The organism is Janthinobacterium sp. GW456P (genome assembly GCF_002127655.1).
Taxonomy (GTDB): Bacteria; Pseudomonadota; Gammaproteobacteria; order Burkholderiales; family Burkholderiaceae_D; genus Janthinobacterium.
Map to the genome: position 1 here is coordinate 49,076 of NZ_NEHB01000033.1, position 24,267 is coordinate 73,342.

19 protein-coding genes are annotated in these 24,267 nt (G+C 65.2%); 10 read left to right on the forward strand and 9 right to left on the reverse strand.

Annotation, left to right across the window (positions count from 1 at the left end; all coding sequences use genetic code 11):
* The first annotated feature begins 32 nt into the window (after positions 1–32).
* Both CBW66_RS23905 and CBW66_RS23910 read left to right on the forward strand, forming a co-directional pair.
* On the forward strand, positions 33–731 hold the full coding sequence (locus CBW66_RS23905) for a dienelactone hydrolase family protein (RefSeq protein WP_086140386.1): 699 nt from the start codon (positions 33–35) through the stop codon (positions 729–731).
* A gap of 140 nt (positions 732–871) precedes the next feature.
* A complete protein-coding gene (locus tag CBW66_RS23910; protein ID WP_086140387.1) occupies positions 872–1,288 on the forward strand; it encodes an SRPBCC family protein in 417 nt (138 codons plus the stop codon).
* Between the two features lie 120 nt (positions 1,289–1,408).
* On the opposite strand, the gene CBW66_RS23915 is transcribed toward CBW66_RS23910, so the two are convergent.
* Positions 1,409–3,034 (reverse strand): M28 family peptidase, encoded by a 1,626-nt coding sequence (locus CBW66_RS23915; protein ID WP_086140388.1) that lies wholly within the window; start codon positions 3,032–3,034, stop codon positions 1,409–1,411.
* Between the two features lie 135 nt (positions 3,035–3,169).
* On the opposite strand from CBW66_RS23915, the gene CBW66_RS23920 reads away from it, so the two are divergent.
* The 3 genes from CBW66_RS23920 to CBW66_RS23930 all read left to right on the forward strand — a co-directional run bounded on the left by CBW66_RS23920 (position 3,170) and on the right by CBW66_RS23930 (position 8,605).
* Positions 3,170–4,051: an alpha/beta fold hydrolase gene (locus CBW66_RS23920; protein WP_086140389.1), complete on the forward strand. Its 882-nt coding sequence runs from the start codon at positions 3,170–3,172 to the stop codon at positions 4,049–4,051.
* A 200-nt stretch (positions 4,052–4,251) separates the two neighbouring features.
* Positions 4,252–6,384: a DEAD/DEAH box helicase gene (locus CBW66_RS23925; protein WP_086140402.1), complete on the forward strand. Its 2,133-nt coding sequence runs from the start codon at positions 4,252–4,254 to the stop codon at positions 6,382–6,384.
* 571 nt (positions 6,385–6,955) lie between these two features.
* A complete protein-coding gene (locus CBW66_RS23930) occupies positions 6,956–8,605 on the forward strand; it encodes a PAS domain-containing methyl-accepting chemotaxis protein (protein WP_086140390.1) in 1,650 nt (549 codons plus the stop codon).
* 33 nt (positions 8,606–8,638) lie between these two features.
* Here CBW66_RS23930 and bamE read toward each other — a convergent pair whose 3' ends face one another.
* From bamE to CBW66_RS23955, 5 genes are read right to left on the reverse strand one after another with little or no spacing between them, the layout of a single operon-like run.
* The gene (gene bamE, locus CBW66_RS23935; RefSeq protein WP_086140391.1) at positions 8,639–8,947 is read right to left on the reverse strand and encodes an outer membrane protein assembly factor BamE; all 309 of its coding nucleotides are present in this window, start codon (positions 8,945–8,947) and stop codon (positions 8,639–8,641) included.
* Positions 8,944–9,744 carry a hypothetical protein gene (locus CBW66_RS23940; protein ID WP_086140392.1) on the reverse strand — a complete coding sequence of 267 codons (801 nt, stop codon included), beginning with the start codon at positions 9,742–9,744 and terminating at the stop codon, positions 8,944–8,946. The genes bamE and CBW66_RS23940 overlap by 4 nt, the downstream gene beginning before the upstream one ends.
* Positions 9,745–9,793: 49 nt before the next feature.
* Positions 9,794–10,153: a nucleotide pyrophosphohydrolase gene (locus CBW66_RS23945; protein ID WP_086140393.1), complete on the reverse strand. Its 360-nt coding sequence runs from the start codon at positions 10,151–10,153 to the stop codon at positions 9,794–9,796.
* Entirely contained in the window at positions 10,150–10,611 is a 462-nt protein-coding gene (locus tag CBW66_RS23950) for a GNAT family N-acetyltransferase (protein WP_086140394.1), read from the reverse strand. The genes CBW66_RS23945 and CBW66_RS23950 overlap by 4 nt, the downstream gene beginning before the upstream one ends.
* Before the next feature lie 36 nt (positions 10,612–10,647).
* On the reverse strand, positions 10,648–12,090 hold the full coding sequence (locus tag CBW66_RS23955) for a cytochrome P450 (RefSeq protein WP_230492235.1): 1,443 nt from the start codon (positions 12,088–12,090) through the stop codon (positions 10,648–10,650).
* 135 nt (positions 12,091–12,225) lie between these two features.
* Between CBW66_RS23955 and CBW66_RS23960 the strand changes: the two genes are divergently transcribed.
* Positions 12,226–13,095 carry a helix-turn-helix domain-containing protein gene (locus tag CBW66_RS23960; RefSeq protein WP_086140403.1) on the forward strand — a complete coding sequence of 290 codons (870 nt, stop codon included), beginning with the start codon at positions 12,226–12,228 and terminating at the stop codon, positions 13,093–13,095.
* Between the two features lie 94 nt (positions 13,096–13,189).
* Here CBW66_RS23960 and ilvB read toward each other — a convergent pair whose 3' ends face one another.
* Positions 13,190–14,950 carry a biosynthetic-type acetolactate synthase large subunit gene (gene ilvB, locus CBW66_RS23965; RefSeq protein ID WP_086140396.1) on the reverse strand — a complete coding sequence of 587 codons (1,761 nt, stop codon included), beginning with the start codon at positions 14,948–14,950 and terminating at the stop codon, positions 13,190–13,192.
* 99 nt (positions 14,951–15,049) lie between these two features.
* Here ilvB and CBW66_RS23970 point away from each other — a divergent pair, with 99 nt between their 5' ends.
* Both CBW66_RS23970 and CBW66_RS23975 read left to right on the forward strand, forming a co-directional pair.
* Positions 15,050–15,511, forward strand: a complete 462-nt coding sequence (locus CBW66_RS23970; RefSeq protein WP_070217690.1) for an Lrp/AsnC family transcriptional regulator — start codon at positions 15,050–15,052, stop codon at positions 15,509–15,511.
* A gap of 102 nt (positions 15,512–15,613) precedes the next feature.
* Positions 15,614–18,100 carry a TonB-dependent receptor gene (locus CBW66_RS23975; RefSeq protein WP_086140397.1) on the forward strand — a complete coding sequence of 829 codons (2,487 nt, stop codon included), beginning with the start codon at positions 15,614–15,616 and terminating at the stop codon, positions 18,098–18,100.
* Here CBW66_RS23975 and CBW66_RS23980 read toward each other — a convergent pair.
* Both CBW66_RS23980 and CBW66_RS23985 read right to left on the reverse strand, forming a co-directional pair.
* A complete protein-coding gene (locus CBW66_RS23980; protein ID WP_086140404.1) occupies positions 18,097–18,744 on the reverse strand; it encodes a response regulator transcription factor in 648 nt (215 codons plus the stop codon). The two genes, CBW66_RS23975 and CBW66_RS23980, sit on opposite strands and share 4 nt — an antisense overlap.
* Positions 18,745–18,752: 8 nt before the next feature.
* Positions 18,753–19,664: a histidine kinase gene (locus CBW66_RS23985; protein WP_170933060.1), complete on the reverse strand. Its 912-nt coding sequence runs from the start codon at positions 19,662–19,664 to the stop codon at positions 18,753–18,755.
* A 418-nt stretch (positions 19,665–20,082) separates the two neighbouring features.
* On the opposite strand from CBW66_RS23985, the gene CBW66_RS29300 reads away from it, so the two are divergent.
* Together CBW66_RS29300 and CBW66_RS29730 are read left to right on the forward strand one after the other, a co-directional pair.
* Positions 20,083–20,898 (forward strand): NF038120 family PEP-CTERM protein, encoded by an 816-nt coding sequence (locus tag CBW66_RS29300; protein ID WP_205701198.1) that lies wholly within the window; start codon positions 20,083–20,085, stop codon positions 20,896–20,898.
* A gap of 1 nt (position 20,899) precedes the next feature.
* Positions 20,900–24,064, forward strand: a complete 3,165-nt coding sequence (locus CBW66_RS29730) for a S8 family serine peptidase (protein WP_086140399.1) — start codon at positions 20,900–20,902, stop codon at positions 24,062–24,064.
* Positions 24,065–24,267 lie beyond the last annotated feature (203 nt).

Here is a 24,267-nt window from a genome sequence, read left to right on the forward strand (position 1 = left end):
TGGCATTCCCCCAACCTCAGACTGGAGTTTCTATGAGCACAACTTCGCAGTGGATCGATATCGCCGGCCCGGACGGCAGCTTCCAGGCTTACCTGGCCGTACCGCACGTGGGCAAGGGCCCGGCCATCATCCTGTTGCAGGAAATTTTCGGCGTCAACGAACACATCCGTGCCGTGGCCGACCAGTACGCGGCCGATGGCTATGTGGTGCTGGTGCCGGACCTGTTCTGGCGCGCCGGCGCGCACATTGAACTCGGCTATGACGCCGACGGCTGGAAGCGCGCCGTCGAACTGATGCAGGCCACCGACAATCCGCGCGCCGACGCCGATATCGCCGCCACCGTCGCCGTCCTGCGCGCCCGCCCGGAAGTGACGGGCAAGCTCGCTTCGGTCGGCTACTGCTTCGGCGGCCGGCTGTCGTACCAGGCGGCCGCGGCCGGCCTGGTCGATGCCGCCATCGCCTATTACGGCGGCGGCATCCAGAACAAGCTGGACCTGGCCGACAAGATCCAGGTGCCGCTGCTCATGCATTTCGGTGGCGAGGACAGCCATATTCCGATGGACGCCGTGCAAAAGATCGCCGAGCGCTTCGAAGACCGGCAAGACGTGGAAATCCATATCTACCCGGGCGCCGAGCACGGTTTCAACTGCACCCACCGCGACAGCTACCAGCAGCGCGCCGCCGCCCACGCGCACGGCAATTCCTTGATTTTCCTGGCAGAAAACCTGTAAGGCTTGCGCCGAAAACAGGATCGCCGGCCTTGCGCGCCCTGCAGCAAAGCCGCATGGGCGCTAAAATAGCGGCTGTGCCGGGCAACTCCGGCCGGCCGGGCGCGGCGCCCGGCAAACCTGGATGAGGAACCGAATTAAAGATGGCCCAAGTAATTGTTTCTGTAACATTGGCGGCAAGCGCCGAAAGAGTGTGGGATTTTATCGGCGGCTTCCAGTCGCTGGCTGAATGGTCGAGCTCGATCAAAACCAGCCTGTCCGAACATGGCGGCCGCGTGCGCCGCCTGAAAACCACGGACGGCGCCGTCATCACCGAACGCCTGCAAAGCTACAGCGAAGCGGACAAGAGCTACAGCTACAGCATCGTCTCGGGTCCGATCCCCGTCAAGAACTACCGTTCCACCTTGCGCGTCACGGGCGAGCCGGGCGCCGCTTCCTGCGTGGCGGAGTGGTCGAGCGAATTCGACGCGGCCGAAGGCGTGGAAGAGGTCATGGTGGGCGCGTTCCAGCACCTGTACGAGACGGCGTTCGTCGACCTGAAACGCATCATGGCAATCTGAAACAGCGTAGGTCGGATTAGCGAGGCCTCGCCTCGCGTAATCCGACAACATTGTTGGCAAGATGGCGCTGTCGGATTACGCGGCGATGCCGCCAATCCGACCTACACCTGGCGCTCGCGCTTAACGTTTGACCTTGCCAAACGCCTCGCCCTTGTTCCACGTAGGCAAATTCTTGTCATTCGCCACTTCATAGCCCAGGTTCAGGGTGAACTGCGCTTGCTGCACCATGCCGGACAAGTCCCACGATGGGTGGTATTCATCGCTGACCTGGTGATAATCCTTTTTAAACGCCACCAGACGCTCGCTGGAGGCCTTCGGCTCCTGGACGAAATCGAAGGAGCCGTCGCCGGAAAACACGGCCGAGCCCACGTTGAAGGCGGGCACGCCGGCCTTGGCGAAGGCAAAATGGTCGGCCCGGTAAAACGCGCCGGACAGGTCGGGGATGGTCGGCGCCAGGCGCAAGCCCATGCGCTTGGCGACCTTGGCGGCGCTCGCGTACAGGCTGCTGCGCTCGGCGCCCGCCACGCCGATGTCGTGCGTCTTGCCGACGAAATTCATGCTGTCGAGGTTCAGGTCGGCGGCCGTCTTGGCCAGCGGCCACAGGGGCTTGCGCGTGTAAGCCGTGCTGCCCAGCATGCCCGTTTCCTCGCCGGCCGGCCACAGGAAAATCTGCGTGCGGCGCGCCGGCTGCTTCACGGCCACCTGCGCCATGGCCAGCAGGGCCGCCGCGCCCGATGCATTGTCGATGGCGCCGTTGTAGATGTGGTCGCTCTGGCCCTGTTTGACACCTTGGGCGCTGCCTTCGTCATCCTTGCCCAGGTGGTCCCAGTGGGCCGAGTAGATCACGGCTTCGTCCTTCAATTTCGGGTCCGTGCCCGGCACGATGCCGACCACGTTGAATTGCTCGATGCTGCGCACCTGGCTATTCAATGCCACCTTGACCGTCGCGTTCAGGGCCACGGGGCGGAATTCGCGCGTTTCCGCCTGCGCGCGCAAGGCGTCCAGGTCTTGCCCGCCCGCCTGGAACAGGGCGCGCGCCATGTCTTCCTGCAGCCAGCCTTCCATCGCATTGCCCGCGCCGGCCAGGTTGAAGCGTTCATGGCCGAAGCCGTTGGCCGGCACCGACCAAGGGTAGGAGGCCGACTCCGTCGTGTGGATCAGCAAGACGCCGGCGGCGCCCTGGCGCAGCGCTTCCTCGTACTTGTAGACCCAGCGGCCGTAATACGTGAGGGACTTGCCGGCAAAACGGTTCGGCTCGGCGGCGGTCGGCCGCGGGTCGTTGACCATCATGATGACGAGCTTGCCTTTGACATCAACACCCTTGAAATCGTCCCAGTTTTCTTCCGCGGCGCGGATGCCGTAGCCGGCAAACACGACGGGCGCGTCGAACGCTACTGTCTGCTGGCCATTCGCCGCGCCAAAGACGATGTCCTGGCCGAAGGCGGGAGACAAGGTCTTGCCGCCCGCGCTGAAGGTCACTGTGCTCGATGGCAAGGCCTTGCTGCCGACGATGGTCAGCGCCTGGCGGTAGCTGCCATCGGGCAACGGTTGCAAGCCGGCTACGGCCGCCTGCGTTTCCAGGTAGCGCACGGCCAGGTCGCCGCCGCGCTGGCCCGTGCCGCGTCCTTCCAGTAAATCGTCGGCCAGGAAGGACAAATGGGCGCGCAAGGGCGCTTCGGCAACGAGCGGTTGGGCGAGGACAGCCGTGCTGAACAGGCTGGCGGCGAGGACGACGGGAAAGCGCATGACAACTCCAAAAGTGAATACGGGAAAGCAAAGCAGCGACAATCTTACTCTACCGCAATGCTCTGGCGTAGCGCGCGGCGCGCGCAAGCCGATTGCGGCCACAATGGCCGCTGGCCCACCGACTAGGAGCGTTCCATGACTGCCACTGACTTGCAATCAAGTAATACCCTGCGTACCGCCGACGGCACTTTGATTTACTACAAGGACTGGGGCAGCGGCCCGCCCGTCGTCTTCAGCCACGGCTGGCCCTTGTCGTCCGACGCCTGGGAAGACCAGATGTTTTATCTGGCCGCGCGCGGCTACCGCGTCGTCGCGCACGACCGGCGCGGCCATGGCCGCTCCAGCCAGCCTTTCGACGGCAACGACATGGATACCTATGCCGACGACCTGGCCGCCCTGATCGACGCGCTGGACCTGACGGGCGCCACCCTCGTCGGTCACTCGACGGGCGGCGGCGAGGTGGCGCGCTACATCGGCCGCCACGGCACCGGGCGCCTGGCCGGCGCCGTGCTGGTGGGTGCCGTGCCGCCGCTGATGTTGCAAACCGCGGAAAATCCGCTGGGCCTGCCGCTGTCCACGTTCGACGCCATCCGCGCCGGTGTGCAGGCCGACCGCAGCCAATTCTTCCGCGACTTGAGCGAGGCCTTCTATGGCTATAACCGGCCCGGCGCGACACCCTCGCAAGGCGTGCGCGACAGCTTCTGGCGCCAGGGCATGCAGGCGGGCATGCCGGCTTCCTACCTGTGCATCAAGCAATTTTCCGAAACGGATTTCACCGCCGACCTGGCCAGGTTCGACGTGCCCACCCTGGTCATCCACGGCGACGACGACCAGATCGTGCCGATCGCCGCCTCGGCCCGGCGCACTGCCGAGCTCGTCATCGGCAGCAAGCTGCTCGTGTATCCGGGCGCGCCGCACGGCCTGGCGACGACGCACAAGGACAGGCTGAACGAGGACTTGCTGGAGTTTTTGCGCCACTCGGTCGATGCGGCCAGCAATATCGAGGCGCATCTGTAAAACAGCCGAATCTATTGCAAAACTCATAATATTGCTTGGTTTTTGCACCAATTGCGTGCGGATCGCCGATTTTTCTGCGTTTTAGAATGCAAAAAATGGCGTTCTGCCGCCTCGTTCCACCCGGTACGGTCCAGTAAAGAGTAAACTAGCAGATACACTCTTTCGCATTGGGCGATTCGAGCGAACTTGTGAGTGATTTCATGTCTGATACACCAATTTCCTTATTTTCCGACCTTAACCTGAGCGAGCCGCTGGTTCGCGCGCTCAAGGATGTCGGTTACGAAACACCGTCGCCTATCCAGGCGGCCACGATTCCATTATTGCTCGCCAACCGCGACGTGCTGGGCCAGGCGCAAACGGGCACGGGTAAAACCGCCGCCTTCGCCTTGCCTATCCTGTCGCGCATCGATCTGAAACAAAGCTCACCCCAAGCCCTGGTCCTGGCACCGACACGCGAACTGGCCATCCAGGTCGCCGAAGCGTTCCAGGTGTACGCCGCCCACATCCCCGGCTTCCACGTGCTGCCGATCTACGGCGGCCAAAGCTACGGCCCGCAGCTGTCGGCCTTGCGCCGCGGCGTGCACGTCGTCGTCGGCACGCCTGGCCGCGTCATCGATCACCTGGACAAGGGTTCGCTCGACCTGTCCAAGCTGAAAACGCTGGTGCTGGACGAAGCCGATGAAATGCTGCGCATGGGCTTTATCGACGACGTCGAACGTATCTTGAAAGAAACCCCGGAAGGCCATCAAACGGCCCTGTTCTCGGCCACCATGCCTTCCGTCATCAAGCGCATCGCCACCACCTACCTGGACAAGCCGGCCGAAGTGACGGTCGCCGCCAAGACGGGCACGGCCGACAACATCCGCCAGCGCTACTGGCTCGTGTCGGGCATGCACAAGCTCGACGCGCTGACCCGCATCCTGGAAGCGGAAGCGTTTGACGGCATGATCATCTTTGCCCGCACCAAGCTGGGCACGGAAGAGCTGGCCAGCAAGCTGCAAGCGCGCGGCTTTTCGGCTGCGGCCATCAATGGCGACATCCAGCAAGCCCAGCGCGAGCGCACGATCCAGCAGTTGAAAGACGGCAAGATCGACATCCTCGTGGCCACCGACGTGGCCGCCCGTGGCCTGGACGTCGAGCGCATCAGCCACGTCGTCAACTACGACGTGCCGCACGATCCGGAAAGCTACACCCACCGCATCGGCCGCACGGGCCGCGCCGGCCGCAGCGGCGAAGCGATTCTGTTCATCACCCCGCGTGAAAAGAACTTGTTGAAAGCCATCGAACGTTCGACCCGCCAGCCGATCGGCATGCTGGAACTGCCGACGATCCAGGCCGTCAACGACGTGCGCATCGCCAAGTTCAAGGAACAGATCAGCGAAACCCTGGCCCTGGGCGAACTGGAACAGTTCCAGTCGCTGATCGAGGATTTCGAGCGCGAGCAAAACATTCCCGCCATCGAAATCGCCGCCGCCCTGGCGAAGATGGCGCGTGGCAATGTGCCGCTACTGCTGGACAAGAACAAGGCGCGCGAGCAAGCCACGTGGCAAGATGACCGTCCGGCACGCCAGGACCGTTTTGACCGCCCTGAGCGCAACGACCGTTTCGAGCGCGGCGACCGCTTTGAGCGCAGCGAACGCCCGGCCTTCCCGAAAAAAGAACGCATTCAGCGTCCGGCCGACGCCGGCATGCAGACTTTCCGTATTGAGGTCGGTCATCAACATGGCGTAAAACCGGGCAATATCGTGGGCGCCATCGCCAACGAAGCGGGCATCGATTCGAAAAACATCGGCCGTATCGAAATCTATGACGACTACAGCGTCCTGGACTTGCCGGACAGCATGCCGAAAGAATTGCTGGACCAGCTGAAAACCGTGTGGGTCGCGGGCCAGCAGCTGCGCATCAGCCGCGACGGCGACGCGCCGGACCTGGCGCCGCCAGCCGCGCCGCGCAAGCCGTTCGCCGCCAAGTCCGCGCCAGCCGACGCGGCTGATGCACCGGCACCGCGCGCGCCGAAAAAGGAACGTCCACGTCCAGGCGTGACGGCTTACCGCATCGAAGTGGGCCGCGAGCACGCCGTGACGCCAAGCAACATTGTGGGCGCCATCGCCAACGAAGCGAACCTGGAAGCCAAGCATATCGGCCGCATCGATATCTTTGACAACTACAGCGTGCTGGACCTGCCGGAAGGCATGCCGCCGGAAATCCTCGACCACTTGAAATCGGTCGTGGTGTCGGGCCAGAAACTGCGCATCAGCCTGGACGATGGCACGACGGAGCGCAAGCCTGCGCCACCGCGTCCGAAGTCCCCGCCGCGTAAAACCTATAAGTAACACCTGACCAAACCTACTGCGCGTCGTGCTTTGCGGCCGGCGATGCTCACCGTACTAGAGTACGGTTGCGCTTCTCGGCCACAAATCACTGCCGCTCGCTACGGTTTTGTCAGGCGTCGTTACTGACAGGAATCCATCCCCTTACAGGCGCTGCGGCGTCTGTGTCGCGGATTGGAGACAATTCCACCACTGGCGCGTTCGCGCCAGTTTTTATTTTCCCTCAAGAAATGATTGTTATTGCCGCATTATGCTTGCCGGCACGCGCCGCCATGGGCCGGCGGTAATTGTGGCGCTTGCGCATCTTTTTATCGGCGCAAGCACCGTCTTGATTGCCTGCCGCATCGATACATAATTTTTTATTAATTATTGTATCTGCGCGCAATTTAAATTTTGCATTTCAATAAAATCAATCAAGTTGATTCAAAGTAAATTCTAAAACATAAATGAATTGATTTTTATTAAATTATTTGACCAGTGTCAGTGTCGCCGGGGCGATATATCATGGGTGCTTGATGTGGTATATTGTTTTTATGTTTTTGTTATGCTAGTTGAGAAAAATAGAGGAGCGACGATGCGGGTCAATACGCCTATCACGCAAAATGAATACGTATTAAATGAAGGCATGACGATTGTTTCCACCACGGATTTACAGGGAAACATCAATTACGCCAATCAGTATTTCATTGAGGTCAGCGGTTTTTCAGAAATGGAATTGCTGGGTGCGCCACAGAATATCCTGCGCCATCCCGATATGCCGGCCGAAGCGTTTGCCGACCTGTGGGACACCATCAAGACGGGCATGCCGTGGACCGGCATGGTCAAGAACCGCTGCAAGAATGGCGACTTTTATTGGGTCTTCGCCAATATCACGCCCGTCATCGAAAACGGCCGCCCGATCGGCTATATGTCCGTGCGCACCAAGCCCACGCGCGAGCAGATCAACGAAGCGGCGGCCCTGTATAAAAGTTTTAAAGATGGCAATAGCGCGAACCTGGCGATCCGCAATGGCCGCGTCGTGCGCCAGGGCTGGGCTGCCAAGCTGGCCGAGTGGCGCAAGTTGAGCCTGTCGCAGGACATCGCCCTGCATTGCATCGTCTTTGGCGTGGTGCTGGCCATTCTCGGCTGCGCCGTGTGGAATATCGATGGCGATACGAGCACGGCCACGCGCGGCTGGCTCAGCGGCGCTGCCGCCGCCGCCGTGGCGCTGATGCTGTATTTCTGGGCCCATCTGCACAATTCCCTCGTCGCGCCGCTGGGCGACGCCATCACGGTGGCGCGCAAAATGGCCGGTGGCGATTTGACGGGCGTGATCGACAAGGTGCGCGACGATGATATGGGTCAATTGATGGCAGCCTTGCGCCAGACCAATATCAACTTGCACAGCATTATCGGCGACGTGCGCGCCAATTTCGAGGATATCCGCATCACCACGGCGGAAATCGCCACGGGCAATATGGACCTGTCCAGCCGCACGGAATCGCAGGCCTCCAGCCTGGAGCAGACGGCGGCCAGCATGGAAGAGCTGACGTCGACCGTGCAAAACAGCGCCGACCACGTGGCCACGGCCAACGACCTGGCGGCGCAGGCGTCCACCGTCGCGGCCAAGGGCGGCACCATCGTCAGCGAAGTGGTCACCACGATGGATGAGATCAGCACGTCGTCGCGCAAGATTCTCGACATCATCGGCCTGATCGACGGCATCGCCTTCCAGACCAATATCCTGGCCCTGAACGCGGCCGTGGAAGCGGCGCGCGCGGGCGAGCACGGCCGCGGCTTCGCCGTCGTGGCGGGCGAAGTACGCAGCCTGGCGCAGCGTTCTGCCACGGCGGCGAAAGAGGTCAAGAATCTGATCGACCATTCGATCGCCACCGTGAACGCGGGCAGCGTGCTGACCAGCAATGCGGGCGCCACCATGGCCGACGTGATCGCCTCCGTGGCCCGCGTGACGGAAGTGATGGACGAGATTTCCTCCACCACGCGCGAGCAGAACCAGGGCATCGGGCAAGTCAACCAGGCCGTCATCCACATGGATGGCATCACGCAGCAGAATGCGGCGCTGGTGGAGCAGGCGGCGGCCGCCGCCACCAGCCTGGCGCAGCGCACCGACAGCGTGGCCCAGTCGATCGGCATCTTCAAATTGAAGGCCTCGCCCAAGCGCAAGACTGCCGGCGTGGGGCGTAGCGTGGGCGCGCCATCGCGTGCCTTGCTGAAGGCACGCTAAGACAATCTCCCGCCAGCGCACCGTTGGCGGGATTTATTTCGGTAGCCGGTACACTTCGCCGCTGCGCACCTTCTTCACCACCCCATCCCCGCCAAATAAAATCACATATTCGCCCGGCGCGCCCGAGGCGGCCGGGTAGGTGTACATCCACACTTCATTGCCGCTGTCGAAGCGGATCGACGTGCTCTCGCCCAGCGCGGCGCGTACCTGTTCGCGCGTGCTGCTGCCCGGTTGCACCGTCTGTTCCAAGGTGGCGTAAGGTACGTTCTTGCTTGCCTGCAAGGCGCGCGTGCCGGAACAGGCGGCCAGCAGCGCCAGTGCGAAGATACCGGGCCACTTCATGGCGCCACCTCGTCCATATAGTCAAATTCCAGCAGGGTATCGTCGGGCCAGCTGCTATCCCACAGGGGCGCGTAATACGTGCGATCCAATAGAACCTGGCAATCGCAATACGGCAGCGAGGCGGGCGTTTGCTCGCCGCCCGCATACAGCATGGTGAACGGCAGGGCCAGGCGCCGCTCCCCATGCACGAGGGTTACGCCGAACAGGGGCCGGTCCGTGAAGAACAGATAATTGCCGTCCGGCTGCGAACACACCTTGTCTGTGCTGTACAACATGCTGGACAGCCAGGCGATGATTTGCGGATCGTTCGAGATCAGGCCGGAATCCATGCCGGCGCGGCATTCCAGGCGCAAGTCGCCCAGGCGCCGCGTGCCGGGGGGCAAGCCGGGCGTGATCACCTGCGCGCGCCAGCTCATGGTGGTGGCCTTGCGGTTGGCGATCAGCACGGCATCTTCGCGCGCGGCCTGCGCATTGCGCACGGGGGCGAAGCTGTTGTCCTCGGCCAGCGGTAACGGGATGCTGACGGTGTCGCCCGCGATGCGCAGCTGCACGCCCGTCATGTCCACGCCGGGCTGGCGCGGCAGCAGGCGAAAGCGCAGCACGGCCTGCGGCGCCAGCGCATGGTCGCGCTCGAAGCGGTCCACGCCCTGCAGCATCTTGCGGTACGATTTGTCGACGGGGTCGCGCGTGGCGTCCACCTTGACTTGCGGCACGGGCGTGCTTTGCGCCAGCGCAACAGGGCTGGAGAGTAGACCAGCGAGCAAGCCAGCGAGCAGCAGGGAGAGTTGAATGCGCATGGCTCGATGCTACGCTTTTTTACGCAGCAGCCACGCACGGGTGGGCCTATCAGTACTCGCTGTATTTGCGCGCATCGCCGCGCACCTGCCGCGCCGGGTATTTCTGCGCATTGAGTTCCATTTTCTCCAGCACGGCCGCGTGCAGGTCGACGCCGCTCTTGTCGGCCAGGCGCACCAAATACATCAGCACGTCGGCCAGCTCGTGGCGGATGCCCGCGCGCTTGGCCTCGTCCAGCTCGGCATCGGCGCCCGTGGGCAGCCACTGGTAGTGCTCGGCCAGTTCCGCCACTTCCACGGACAGGGCCATGGCCAGGTTTTTCGGCGTGTGGAACTGGTCCCAGTCGCGTTCGTCGGCAAAGGCGCGCAGGCGCGCGCGGATGTCGAGCAGGCTGTCGGCGGGCCCGTTCATGCGGCCGCCTGCAGCGGTTTTTCCATGAAGACACTGAATGGATCGTCGGGATAGTCGCCGTACGGGCCGCGCCGCTGGTAGCCGTGGCGCGCGTACAGGGCGATGGCGTCGGGCTGGTGAATGCCCGTCTCCAGGGTCAGCAAGCGGCAGCCGCGCGCCAGCGCCTGCTCTTCGAGCAGCGCCAGCAGGCGCCTGGCCAGGCCCAGGCCGCGGCTGTCCGGGTGCACGTACATGCGCTTGAGTTCGCCAAAGGCTGGGGTGACGACGATGGCGCCGCAGGCGCGCGCCGCGCCCGCCGCATCGCGGGCGACGGCAAATAGCAGGGTTTCCGGCGGCAACGATGCCAGGTCCAGCGAGTAGACGCACTCGGCCGGATACAGCGTTTGTTGATATGCATCAAGCTCGGCGATCAGGGTTTGCACGTCCGCTTGCTGCGGCGATTCCAGGTGAATTTGCATGGGGGAAAGCACGTTGACTGAGATTCCCCCATGGTATCACCGCGGCCGCGCCAGGCGCATCGTCAAGCCGATGGGCGACATCACAAACCCCATCAGTTCCTGCGCCTCGCCGCCATCGGGCGTGTCGACGCCAGCGATGTCGAAGCTGCCCAGCAGCATGGCCATGGCAATCTTGATTTCCAGCAAGGCCAGATAGCGGCCCGGGCACGTGCGCAAGCCGGCGCCGAAGGGCATCGACGCGCGCTTGTTATTGGCCTCGCCGCTGTCGGCCAGCCAGCGCTCGGGCTGGAAGGCCTGCGGGTCGGGAAAGTGCGCATCCGATACGGTGTCGTTGCGCATCACGCACCAGACGAGAGTGCCGGCCGGCACGGCGATGTCGGCGATGACCGTGTCGCGCAGCGCCTCGACGGGCAGGAAGGGCGCCACGGGTTTTAGACGCATGGCTTCGCTGGCGCAGGCGCCCAGGTAATCGAGGCTATCCATCTGCTCGATCGTGAAATGGGCCGCGCCGGGCGCCAGGCGCCGTACTTCCTCGCGCGCCCGCGCCAGGCATGCCGGATGGCGTTGTAGCAGGTAAATCATCCAGGACACCGTGTTGGCCGTCGTATCCTCGCCCGCCAGCAGCATGGTCAGCACATTGCCGGCCACGTTGCGGTCCGTCACGCCGCTGCCTTCCAGGTCGGCGGCGGCGATCATGGCTTCGAGCAGGTTGGGCGGACGCGCGCGGCGCGCCGGGTCGTGCGCCATGCGCGCGCGCGCCTGCTGCACCAGGTCCGCCACGGCGGCGGAGAGAGCGGCCACGTCGCGGTCCAGCCGGCGGTCGATGGGCAGCTTGATGTAGCGCCAGTACGGGAACATGGACAGGCTGCGCCGCGCCACGGCGGGCAGGATGTCGTCCATGTGGCGCTGGATCACGTCTTCGCCCGATTCGAGCGTATTGACTTCCGTGCCGAAGGCCAGGCCGGCGATGATGTCGACCGTGTAGCGTTTCAGGTCGCCATCGAGGTCGATCGCCTGGCCTTGCGTGGCGGCCAGATGCCAGCGCCGTTGCAGGCGCTGCGCCACCGTCACCAGCGCCGGAAAATACGCCTTGATGGCGCCCGGCGCCATGCCGGCCATGACCATGCGGCGCTGGTTGCGCCACTCCGTGCCCTCGGCCAGGAACAGGCCGGGGATGCCGCCCATTTCCTCGGAGACGACGGAACTGCTCAGGGGACGGCGAAAACCGTCGGGACGGTCGCGCAGCACGGCGCCGACGGCCTCGCTGTCGGCCACCACCAGTACCAGGGTGCGGCCGAACCAGGCGCGCATGAAGGGGCCGTAGCGCTGCACCCACTCTTCCACGTCGCGGTGGATGCGCGTGAGCTTGAGCTGCAGGCTGTTGCCGACGATGGGCAGGGCGAAGGGCCCCGGCAGGCGGCGGATCTGGCGCAGGGGTGTGGCGACAGCGGGCGTGGCGGCGTGGTCGAGCGGCGGCATGGACATCTCCTGACGATACGGTGAAAGTGCGAGGATTGCTTGCAATATTAATCACACTCTAAGCGATTCCGGCGCGCTTGTCTTGAACGTTTACGACAGCGTGGCGCGGCGAAAAATCCCGCTACAATGGCCGGCATGGCTTCCACACCGATTCCCGCCCCTGTCCCCGTCACGCGCCTGATCGCGCCGCGCGCCGCGCTCGCTTCCTGCGTGCGCGCCATCCTCGTGCGCGACACCACGGGCTGCGCGCCCTTGCCGCCGGCGCAGCGCCTGAACCGCTTTCCCGCCGCGCCCATGTGCAGCATCATCTGGACCGTCGCCGGCGACGTGGAGGCGGCCGGGCCGGGCCTGTCGCTGCCGGACGTGCGCATGCCGCCCGCGCTGTTCGGCGGCCCCCGTTCGTATCCGCTGGTCAGCTACAACCCCGGCCCCGTGCATTCCTTTGTCGTGATGTTTTATCCGGCCGCCCTGCATGCGTTGACGGGCGTATCGATGGATGCCTTGCTGGACCAGTTCCGCCCCCTGGGCGCGCTGTTCGATGCCGACTGGCTGGCCCTGTCGGATGCCGTGCTGGCCGCGCCCGACGACGCGGCCCGCGTCAGGCTGGTGGAGGATTTTCTGGCGCCGCGCTGGCAGCTGGCGCGCAAGAACGGCGACCATGCGGCCGGCGCCATTCAGGACTGGGTGCGCCGGCTGGGCGTGCAGGCCGCATCGACGGGTCTGGCCAGTAGCGCGCGCCATATCGAGCGCCGCATCAAGGCCTGGGCCGGCCAGCCCATGCGCACCTTGCGCCGCATGCGCCGCGCGGAACAGCTGTTCCTCGACGAGCGCGGCGCCATCCTGCAGGGCACGGCGTCCTGGTCCGACGTCGCCGCCAGCGGCGGCTACGCCGACCAGGCCCATTTCTGCCGCGAGACGCGCGAAATCACGGGTTTGAGCCCCACCGAGCTGGCGCGCGCCATCCGCGACGACGAGAGTTACTGGGTCTACCGCATATGGGCGTAGGTCGGATTAGTGCGGCCGCAGGCCGCGCGTAATCCGACAACACTGTTGCAAGACGCTGGTGTCGGATTACGCGGCGTACCGCCGCTAATTCGACCTACCGCTCCTTGTACACCTGTCCCTTGGACAAGGTCATCTCATGGTGGCCCGCGCCGGGCGCCAGCATGGGGAAGCAGTTTTCCGCGCCATGCACGCGCACGTCGAGGAAGTAGGGGCCTTCCGACGCCAGGCAGGTAGTTAATGCCGCGTCGAGTTCGTCGCGCCGGCTCACCGTGTGCGCCTGCCAGCCGAAGGCGCGCGCCAGGGCGACGAAATCGGGCAGCGCTTCGGTGTAGCTGTGGCTGTAGCGCCCGCCGTGTATGAGTTCCTGCCACTGGCGCACCATGCCCATGTAGCCATTGTTCGACAGCACCACTTTCACGGGCAGGCGGTGCTGCACGGCCGTGGCCAGTTCCTGGATATTCATCAGGATCGACGCGTCGCCGCTGACGCACACGACGCGCTTGCCGGGATGCGCGATCTGCGCGCCGAGGGCGGCCGGCAAGCCGTAGCCCATGGTGCCGGCGCCGCCCGAGGTCAGCCAGCGGCGCGGCTGCTCGAAGCGCAGATGCTGCGCCGCCCACATCTGGTGCTGGCCCACGTCGGTGGAAACGATGGCGTCGCCGCCATCCATGCTGTCCAGCGCCGCCTGCAGCCGCCGCATCAGCGCCTGCGGCGCGATGACGCCGGGTGTGTCGTCGAAGGCCAGGCTGTCCTGCGCGCGCCAGCCGTCGATGCGCTGCCACCACGGCTGGCGGTCGGCCAGCAAGCGCCCGCGCAGCTGCGCCAGCAGGGTGGCCAGCACGGGCGCGCAGTCGCCGCGCAGGGCCACGTCGGCGCGCACCACCTTGCCGATCGACGCCGGGTCGATATCGACGTGGATGATTTTCGCACCGGGGCTGAAGGCGTCCAGGCGGCCCGTCACGCGGTCGTCGAAGCGGGCGCCCACGCAGACGATCAAGTCCGCGTGGTGCATGGCCAGGTTCGCTTCCGGCGTGCCGTGCATGCCCAGCATGCCGAGGAAGGCCGGGTGCGAGGCGGGAAAGGCGCCCAGGCCCAGCAGGGTCAAGGTGCAGGGCGCGGCCGCCAGTTTCACCAGCTGGGCGAAGGCGGCGCAGGCATCGGGGCCGGAATTGACGAGGCCACCGCCGCCATAGAACACGGGCTGGCGCGCGGAGGCGATCAGGCTGGCGGCCCGTTCCAGGTCGGCGTCGTCGGGCAGGGGCGCCACTGCCGGCGTGCGGCGGGCCGGCGGCGCCGTTTCTTCGACGGGCGCCAGTTGCAGATCCTTGGGAAAATCGACCAGCACGGGGCCGGGCCGGCCTTGCGTCGCCTGCGCGTACGCCTCGCGCGCGACGGCGGCCGTTTCATCCGCCGTGCGGATTTGCCGGTTCCACTTGGTGACGGGGCGCGAAATGCCCAGCGCGTCGCATTCCTGGAAGGCGTTCGTGCCGATGCTGGTGGTGGCCACCTGGCCGCTGATGCAGATGACGGGAACCGAATCGCACAGGGCATCGAGCAAGCCCGTGGTGGTATTGCTCATGCCGGGGCCGGACGTGACGAAGACGACCCCGGGCCGGCCCGTGCTGCGTGCATAACCTTCGGCCGCGTGCACGGCCGCCTGTTCGTGGCGCACCAGCACATGGCGCAGGCGGGGCTGGGCGTGCAGCGCGTCGTACAGGGGCAGCACGGCGCCGCCCGGGTAGCCGAAGACGGTGTCGACGCCCAGCGCCAGCAGGGTGTCGATCAGGGTGCTGGCGCCGTTGCGCGGCGCAAGATCGGGGGCGGGAGCGAGGAGGGGAGCGGGATCGGGTTTCATGGGTCTATTTTCTGCTTGCCGTGGCAGAAAAGGCTGCTGGTTTTCTCGTATAAAATGTCAAATTCAGCAAAATTTGCTGTGAAATAAGGATGTGACAGAATGAAACTGGATAAATTCGACCTCGCCATCCTGACGGCGCTGCAGCAGGATGCCCGCATCAGCCTGCACGACCTGAGCGCCAAGGTGGGCCTGACCTCGTCGCCGTGCTGGGCGCGCATCAAGCGCATGGAAGACGATGGCGTCATCGAGGGCTATACGGTGAACGTCAACGCGGCCAAGGTGGGACTGGCCGACACCGTCATCGTGCAAGTCACCCTGGACGACCATTCCGACCAAGCCCTGTTCGAATTCGGCCACGCGCTGGCGATGATCCCGGAAGTGCTGGAAGCGTTTCTCGTCTCCGGCGACTACGATTACTATTTGCGCATCGCGGTGAGCGACACGCGCGACTACGAGCGCTTGCTGCGCGAACGCCTGTATAAAATCCCCGGCATCCGCCACAGCAAATCGAGTTTTGTGCTGCGCCAGCTCAAACAGAGCTACCTGCCCTTGCAGCGCTAACTTTGTTACTCCCTCGCTGCACGGCGGGAGTTTTTCCCTAGCCCATCCCCCGGTGGCTGTCCGATACTGGACAGTAATTAATAAAATACAACGGGGATACGCATGAGACTGACTTTATTGGCCGCCGCCGCCATGGCGCTGTGCCAGGCGCAGGCCGCCGACCTTGCCGCTGCGAACCTGGCCGCCTCGGGCGATTTGCCCACTGTCATTATCACGGGCAGCATGCCGCTGCCCACCGTGGAGCAGCCGCGCGATGCCCTGGCCGCGCCCGTGCAGACGGCCAGCGCGCAGCAGATCGCCGCCAGTGGTGCACTCGACATTTCCGCCTTCCTGCGCCGCAACCTAGGCAGCGTGGTTGTCAATGAAGTGCAGAACAACCCGTTCCAGCCCGACGTCAGCTACCGCGGCTATACGGCCTCGCCGCTGCTGGGCACGCCGCAAGGCCTGTCCGTCTATCTCGATGGCATGCGCCTGAACCAGCCGTTCGGCGACGTCGTCAGCTGGGACTTGATTCCGCGCATGGCGATTGCCTCGCTGACCCTGATGCCCGGTTCGAATCCGCTGTTTGGCCTCAATACCCTGGGCGGCGCGCTGGCCCTGCAAACCAAGGATGGCAAGAGCAATCCCGGCACGGCCATCGAGGCGCGCCTGGGGTCCGCCAAGCGGCGCGCCGTCGAGGTCGAGCATGGCGGCAGCCATGCCAGCGGCTGGCACTGGTATGTGACGGGCAACCGCTACAAGGAAGACGGCTGGCGCGACGCTTCCCCGTCCGACGTGCGCCAGGTCTTCGGCAAGCTGGGCTGGGGCGATGCGCGCACCGATATCGCCGTCACCGTGGCGCACGCGGACAATACGCTGACGGGCAACGGCTTGCAGGAACAGCGGCTGCTGGCGCGCGATTACCGTAGCGTCTACACGAAGCCCGATTTGACGCAGAACAGGTCGACCCTGCTGAATGTGACGGGCAAGCACCAGGCCGGCGCTGGTTTGCTCTTGTCCGGCAATGTGTACTACCGCAAGATCGACACGCACACGTTTAACGGCGACCTGAACGACGAGTCGCTCGACCAGTCCGTCTACCAGCCCGGCGCTGCCGAGCGCGCGGCGCTGGCGGCGGCCGGCTACACGGGCTTTCCCGCCAGCGGGGCGAATGCGATCAATACGCCGTTCCCGAAGTGGCGCTGCATCGCCAACGTGCTGCTCAACGACGAGCCGGCCGAAAAGTGCAATGGCATGCTCAACCGCAGCCATACCGAGCAGGAAAACTATGGTTTTACGGGCCAGCTCACCGTGCTGGCCGAGCTGGCCGGGCAGCGCCACAGCGTCACGGCCGGCGCCGCCTTCGATGCCAGCCACGCCACCTTCCGCCAGACCAGTCAGTTCGGCTATCTGAACCCCGACCGCGGCATCACGCCCGTCGACTTCTTTGCCGATGGCACGGAAATCGACGACGACGGCACGCCCGTCGACAACCGGGTCGATTTGCACGGCCGCATGCGCACCTGGAGCGTGTATGCGAGCGACAGCATGGCGTTCAGTCACGACCTGACCCTGACCGTGTCCGGCCGCTACAACCGCAGCACGGTGCGCAACCGCGACGCCATCACGCCGGGCGGCGGCAGCGGTTCGCTCGACGGCGATCACCGCTTCAGCCGCTTCAATCCCGCCATCGGCCTCGCGTATGCGCCAGCCGCCGGCATCAGCGCGTATCTTGGTTACAACGAAGGCAGCCGCACGCCGACGGCCATCGAGCTTGGCTGCGCCGACCCGGAAAACCCTTGCCGCCTGCCCAACGCCATGGCCGGCGACCCGCCCTTGAAACAAGTCGTCACGAAGACGTGGGAAGCGGGCGTGCGCGGCAAGTTCTCCGACGTGGCGCGCTGGAGCGCTGGCCTGTTCCGCGCGGAAAACCATGACGACATCCTGTTCGTGGCCGACAACCAGGCCGGTTTCGGTTACTTCAAGAATTTCGGCAAGACGCGCCACCAGGGTCTGGAGCTGGCGCTCGATGGCAAGGCGGGCGCGCTGGACTTCGGCGTCAATTACACGTGGCTGCAGGCGACGTACCAAAGCCGGGAAACCGTGAACGGCAGCGCCAACAGCGGCAGTGACGCGGACTCTCCCGGCCTGGAGGGAAATATCGTCATCACGCCCGGCAACCGGATACCGCTGACACCGAGCCATATCCTGAAGGCGCACGTGGAGGTTCAGGGCGGGCGCGACTGGACGGTGGGCCTGGCCATGACGGCCGTGTCGAGTTCCTATGCGCGCGGCAATGAAAACAACGCGCACCAGGCGGGCGGACCGGCGTACCTGGGCGCGGGCAAGAGCGGCGGCTACGCCGTGGTCGAGCTGAACGGCAAGTACCAGCTGACGCCCAAGCTCAGCGTGTTTGCCCAGGTGAATAACCTGTTCGACCGGCAGTACGCGACGGCGGCGCAATTGGGTGCCACGGGCTTCGACGCCAGCGGCAATTTTGCCGCCCGGCCGCTGCCCGCCGTGAACGGCGACTATCCGATGGTCAACGCGACCTTCTATGCTGCCGGTGCGCCGCGCAGCGTGAATGTGGGCTTGCGCTACGCGTTTTAAGGCTGGACGTGCTCGATGACGCCATTGCGCAAAGCGATGTGGACGAGGGCGGCGGGGCCGGCCACGTCGAGCTTTTCCCTGATGCAGGTCTGGTGGTTGGCCACCGTCTTGCTGCTCAGGTGCAGCAGGCGGGCGCAGTCGGCGGCGCTGCGGCCTTCGGCCAGCAGGCGGAAGATTTCGAATTCGCGCTGGCTCAGGCTGTCTAAACGTTCCGCTTCCCTGTGGGCCGTGCCTTGCAGTACGCCGGGCGCGCTGTGCGGATCGAGGTAGCGCCGGCCCGCGTGGGCCGCGCGCACGGCGTCGACCAGGTGTTCCGGGTCGGCCTGCTTGCTGACGAAGCCACAGGCGCCGCCGTCGAGCGCGCGCGCGATCAGCTGCGGCGTGTCGTGCATGGTAAACACGAGCACGCGGGCGCCGGCGTCGCGGGCGAGCAGCTTGCGCAGCAATTCCAGGCCGCCGATGCCGGGCATGGACAAATCCGTCACGCAGACGTCGGGCGCCTGCTCCTGGTACAGGGCATACGCCGTTTCGCCATTGCCCGCCTCGGCCACGACGGCGATGTCGCCGCCCTGTTCCAGCAGGCGCCGGTAGCCCGTGCGCACGACCGGGTGGTCATCGACCAGCATCACGCGGATCGGGGTCATGGCCGCGTTCATGCCGCACCGGCCGCCAAGGGCATCGCCACTTCGATGCGCAAGCCGTTGCCCAGCGCGCTGATCCAGCGGATATGGCCGCGCAGGCCTGCCACGCGCTCGCGCATGCCCAGCATGCCGAAGCCATCTGCCGGCGTTTTATCCGGGCATAAACCTTGGCCATTGTCTTCGATGGCCAGGTGCAGCACGCCGTGCGCATCGGCGCGCAATTCCACCGTGGCACGGTCGGCGCCCGCGTGGCGCGCCACGTTCGTCAAGCCTTCCTGCACCAGGCGGTAGATGGCGGTGGCGGTGCCGTCGTCGAGCTTGAGGGGAATGGCCTGCGGCGCGAAATGGCAAACGATGCCGTGCTGCTGGGTCCAGCTGTCGCACAGCGCCTGCAGGGCCGCTTCGAGGCCCAGGCTGTCGAGCACGGGCGGACGCAGCCGGCGCAGCATCGTGCGCACCATCGCATGCAGCGCTTCCGACGAGCGGGCGATGCTGGCCGCGCAGGCCTGCACGTTCGCCTGGTCGCCGTCGCGCGCGCGCAGGATGTAGCTGGCGGCGGCGCGGATGGCCGTGCAGTCCTGTCCCACTTCGTCGTGCAGTTCGCGCGCCAGCGCGCAGCGCTCCTCTTCCTGCGCGCGCAGCAGGCGCTGCGTGAGGGCGCGGTTCTGCGCCAGCAGCAGCGCCACCTGGCGTCCGCGCCGCACGGCAAAACCGGCCAGCGCCAGCGCCAGCAGCAACAGGCTCAGGGCCAGTTCATCAAGTTGCCAGTGCTCGTGGCGCCCGAGTGCCTGCGTCAGCCGTTCGGCCAGGTCCAGCCTGGCGGCCAGCAGGAAAAAAGCCAGCGCCAGCGCGCCGTACGCGAGGAGGCGCCGGGCCGGCCGCGTGCCGGTGCGGCCGCTGCCGGCCAGTTGGTAGTGTTGCATGATGCGGCTCCCTGAGCACGGTCGATCTCTTTGTTGTGCAAGCTTCATGCCATCGGCGCAGGGGCTGGCCTCATGCGGAGCAGGGAGGGGATGACTGTTCCAGGATGGAACAGGTGTACCGCGATGTGACGGTGCGGCAGGCGCGGTTTTCGAGCATATCTGAAGTCGCGCCGGCACGCTGGCGCGCACGTCTGCCGTGCGAGGCATTGTTGTTCCAATGTAACGTTGAGATTCCTCAAGCTTCCATAGATAAAACAAAACAAAGTTTCGCAGGCTTAGATAAAAAATAAATAAATGATATTAAAAATATGATATTTGTTTTATGCGATTTGCTATATTTGTTGACACTTTTGTGAAAAAGCTGAAAGCGGGCGCCAGACCCGCCGACCTATCTATCCACAACAAACAAGGGAATAGAATGAATCGTCCATCACATGCGCGGGTATCGCCCGCCACCGCCAATCGGCCCGCTACCCGCGGCCGCGTCACCGTCCTGGCCACGCTGGCCGCCGTGTCCGTGCTGGTCTCGGCGCCGGCCATGGCCGATGTCCTGACCTTCGATAATTTGCGTCCCGACGTATATGAAAGCGGCCAGACGCTCAATACGTCGAGCTACAACCTGCGGTTCCTGGCCGACCCGACCACGGCGGCCGGCGGCGGCGTCAGCGGCGTGGGCGCCATCCTCGATGGCCGCGTGAGTTCGTCGTGCGACATCGCCGCCTGCCCGCAGGGCGCCACCGGCAACTACCTGGCCATCCTCAACGACGGCGGCGTGAATTTCGCGCGCGCCGACCGCCAGGCGTTCAGCCTGGCCGGATTCGACTATTCCTTCATCGCGCCCGTCTCCGGCTTGCCCAACATGCAGTGGGGCGAACTGCAGCTGAGCGGCACCCTCAGCAACGGCCAGGTGATCAGCACCTCGCTGGCGTTCCCAGGCCAGGGCAGCGACGGCAATTACCATTTCCAGAGCGCTTCCCTGCTGAGCGGCTTCAGCAACTATGCGTTCACGGGCCTGACCTTCAACGCCTGCATTTTCAATGACACTGGCGTGTGCAGCAATTCCGTCGATTTCCCCGCCTTTAACCAGGGCCAGTTCGCGCTCGACAATATCAACGTCAGCGCCGTGCCGGAACCGTCGACCTACCTGATGCTGCTGGCCGGCCTGGGCGCCATTGGCATGCTGTCGCGCCGCCGCGCCGGCAAGTCCGCAGCTTCCACCGTGCAAGGAGCGTGAGATGAAATTACGTCCCGTTTCACTCGCCATCCTCCTGCTGGCCGCCAGTCTGACGCAAGCGGCGCAGGCGCAGGAACGCCGTTCCTACATCGTGCAGCTGGTCGACAAGCCGGCCGCCACCTACACGGGCCAGGTCGATGGCCTGGCCGCCACCAAACCGGCGCCCGGCACGCGCATCAACGTGGGCGCCGCCGATGTGCAGGCCTATTTGAGCTACCTCGACAGCAAGCAGGCCGCCGTGGCCGGCACCGTCAGCGCGGCTGAAATCACGCACCAGTACAGCGTCGTCTTCAACGGCTTTTCCGCCCTGCTGACGGACGAGGAAGTGCGGGCCTTGAAGAAAAACAGCGGCGTGGCCAGCATCAGCGCCGATTCCATCCTGCAGCTCGACACCAGCTACACGCCCAGCTTCCTGGGCCTGGACAAGCCGGGCGGCCTGTGGGAGCAGCTGGGCGGCAAGGCGCACGCGGGCGAAGACATCATCATCGGCATCGTCGACAGCGGCATCTGGCCCGAGAACACGGCCTTTGCCGACCGCCTCGACGAGAACGGCGTGCCCAGCCACAGCGGCAGCAATGTCGTGTACGGCGCGCCGCCGGCCAGCTGGCAAGGCACCTGCCAGACGGGCGAAGGTTTTAGTGCCGAGAATTGCAACAATAAGCTGATCGGCGCGCGCTACTACCGCGCTTCCACGGCGGCGCTGCACTGGACGGAATTCCTGTCGCCGCGCGATTCCGTCGCGGGATTGACGGGGCACGGCGGCCATGGCACGCACACGGCCTCCACGGCCGGCGGCAACAATGGCGCCATCGCCACCTCGAATGGCGTATCGCTGGGCAAGGCCTCGGGCATGGCGCCGCGCGCCCGCATCGCCGCCTATAAAGTCTGCTGGACGGCCGCCTCGACGGGCCGCAACGGCTGCGCCACGGCCGACAGCGTGGCCGCCATCGACCAGGCGGTCAAGGATGGCGTCAACGTCATCAACTTCTCCATCGGCCCGAACGCGGGCGGCGGCGCCTTCGACGAACCGACGGAAGTGGCCTTCCTCGGCGCGGCGGCGGCCGGCGTGTTTGTCGCCACCTCCGGCGGCAATTCCGGTCCATCCACGCCGGCGCCCGACGTGCCGGCGCCCGTCTCCCACATCAGCCCCTGGCTGGCGACGGTGGCCAATTCCACCCACAACCGCCTGTACGCGGGCAATGTCATCCTCAGCAACGGCAGCAAGCTGGAAGGCGCGTCGAGCAATGCGAATACGCCGGCGCTGCCGCTGATCCGCTCGCGCGACGCGGGCCTGGCCGGCGTGCCGCCGACGGACGTCAATCTGCTGCGCTGCTTCGGCGCGGCCGATGCCACCTCGGCTTATCTGGACCCGGCAAAAGTGGCGGGCAAGGTACTCGTGTGCGACCGGGGCGGCAACGTGCTGGTCAACAAGAGCGCGAATGCCAGGACGGCGGGCGCGGCGGGCGTCGTCATCGCCAATGTGGCCGGCGGCGCGAACACCATCGTCAACCAGGCCCATACGCTGTCGACCGTGCACCTGGCGCAGGCGCAGGGCGACGCGCTGAAGGCTTTCATGGCGTCCAATCCGGACGGCACGGCGGCACTGGGCGACATCCACACCGTCGCCGACACGACGGTGCAGGCGCCTATCGTCAGCGACCGCTCCTCGCGCGGGCCGAATGTGGCCAACGCGAACATCCTGAAACCCGACCTGTCAGCGCCCGGCACCAACATCCTGGCCGGCGTGACGGCCGACCTGACGCCGGCGCAGCGCGATGCCGTGGCGGCCGGCGGCGCGGCGCCGGTGGCGGAATGGGATTTCTATTCCGGCACCTCGATGGCCAGCCCGCACGTGGCCGGCGTGGCGGCACTGCTCAAGCAGCAGCATCCGGGCTGGTCGCCCGCGGCCATCAAGTCGGCGCTGATGACGACTGCGTTCAGCACGTATCCCGATGGCTTGAACGGTTCCGTGTCGTGGGATGCCACGGCGAAGAACTCGGGCCAGCTGCCATGGGGCCAGGGCGCCGGCCACATCGCGCCGAACAGCGCGGCCGATCCCGGGCTCGTGTACGACGTGTCGGAAATCGACTATGCGCGCTTCTTGTGCGGCCTGAACCTGAAGGTCTACAGCGCCGCGACCTGCCAGGCCGTCGGCACCATTCCCGCCTATAACCTGAACCTGGCGTCGCTGACGGCGGCCAACGTGCTGGGCACGCAAGTGCTGACGCGCACGGTGACCAACGTGGGCGCCAGCAGCGCCGTCTACAACGTCTCGGCCAGCCTGCCCGGCTACACGGTGGCGGTGACGCCAACGAGCCTGAGCCTGGCGCCGGGCGCCAAGGCGCAGTATCAGGTGAAGCTGACGCGCACCACGGCGCCGGCCAATACCTGGACATACGGCGCCCTGAGCTGGACGGATGGCACGCACACGGTGCGCAGCCCGCTGACGGCGCGCGGCACCTCGCTGGCCGCCATTCCGCTGGTCAGCAGCGAAGCGGCCACGGGCAGCAAGGTGCTGACCCTGGGCACGGGCTTCACGGGCGCGCTGGTCGGCGTCAAGTCGGGTCTGGTCGAAGCCGTGCGCCAAACGCGCACGATCGGCCAGGCGACGACGGGCGCCGCCGCCTCGGCTGCCTGCAAGGCCGGTGGCGCCACGGGCGTGAACGTGCACAACGTGGTGATTCCAGCCGGCACCCTGGCGGCGCGCTTTGCCACCTACGACTCGGAAACGACGGGCGGTGCGAATACCGACATGGACATGGAGGTCTACAACGCCGCCAATGTGCTGGTCGGCAGCAGCGGCAATGAAAGTTCCAATGAGCAAGTGGAACTGCGCCTGCCCGCCGCCGGCACGTACAAGGTGTGCGTGATCGGTTTTGCGCCGCAAAACGGCCAGGCCGACTACACCCTGTCCTCGTGGGTGCTGGCGCCGGGCTTGAACAACGGCAGCTTCAAGGCGCTGATGCCGGGCACCGCCTACGTGGGCGGCACCGCGTCCGTTTCGCTGAGCTGGTCCAACCTGGCCGAAGGCAAGCGCCACCTGGGCGCCGTCGGCTACCAGGTGGCTGGCGTGGTGCAGGGCGTGACGGTGGTCGAGGTCAATACCAATGATCCCGTGCCGCTGTTCCAGAACGCGCGCGGCGCCAAGCCGGTGCTGGCTGAATAAACCGTTGATGGTATGAACATAAGGCGTGCCTCCGGGCACGCCTTTTTTTATGCGCTTGATCCGTCCTGGAATAAGTTGACACTTTTTCGTTACAGAGAAGGAGTGTCCGATGGAACAAGGGTTTCGACGCAGTCAGCGAGATTACAGCCTGGCTTTTAAATTGAGCGTTGTCGAGCAGGTTGAAAAAGGCGAGATGACGTACA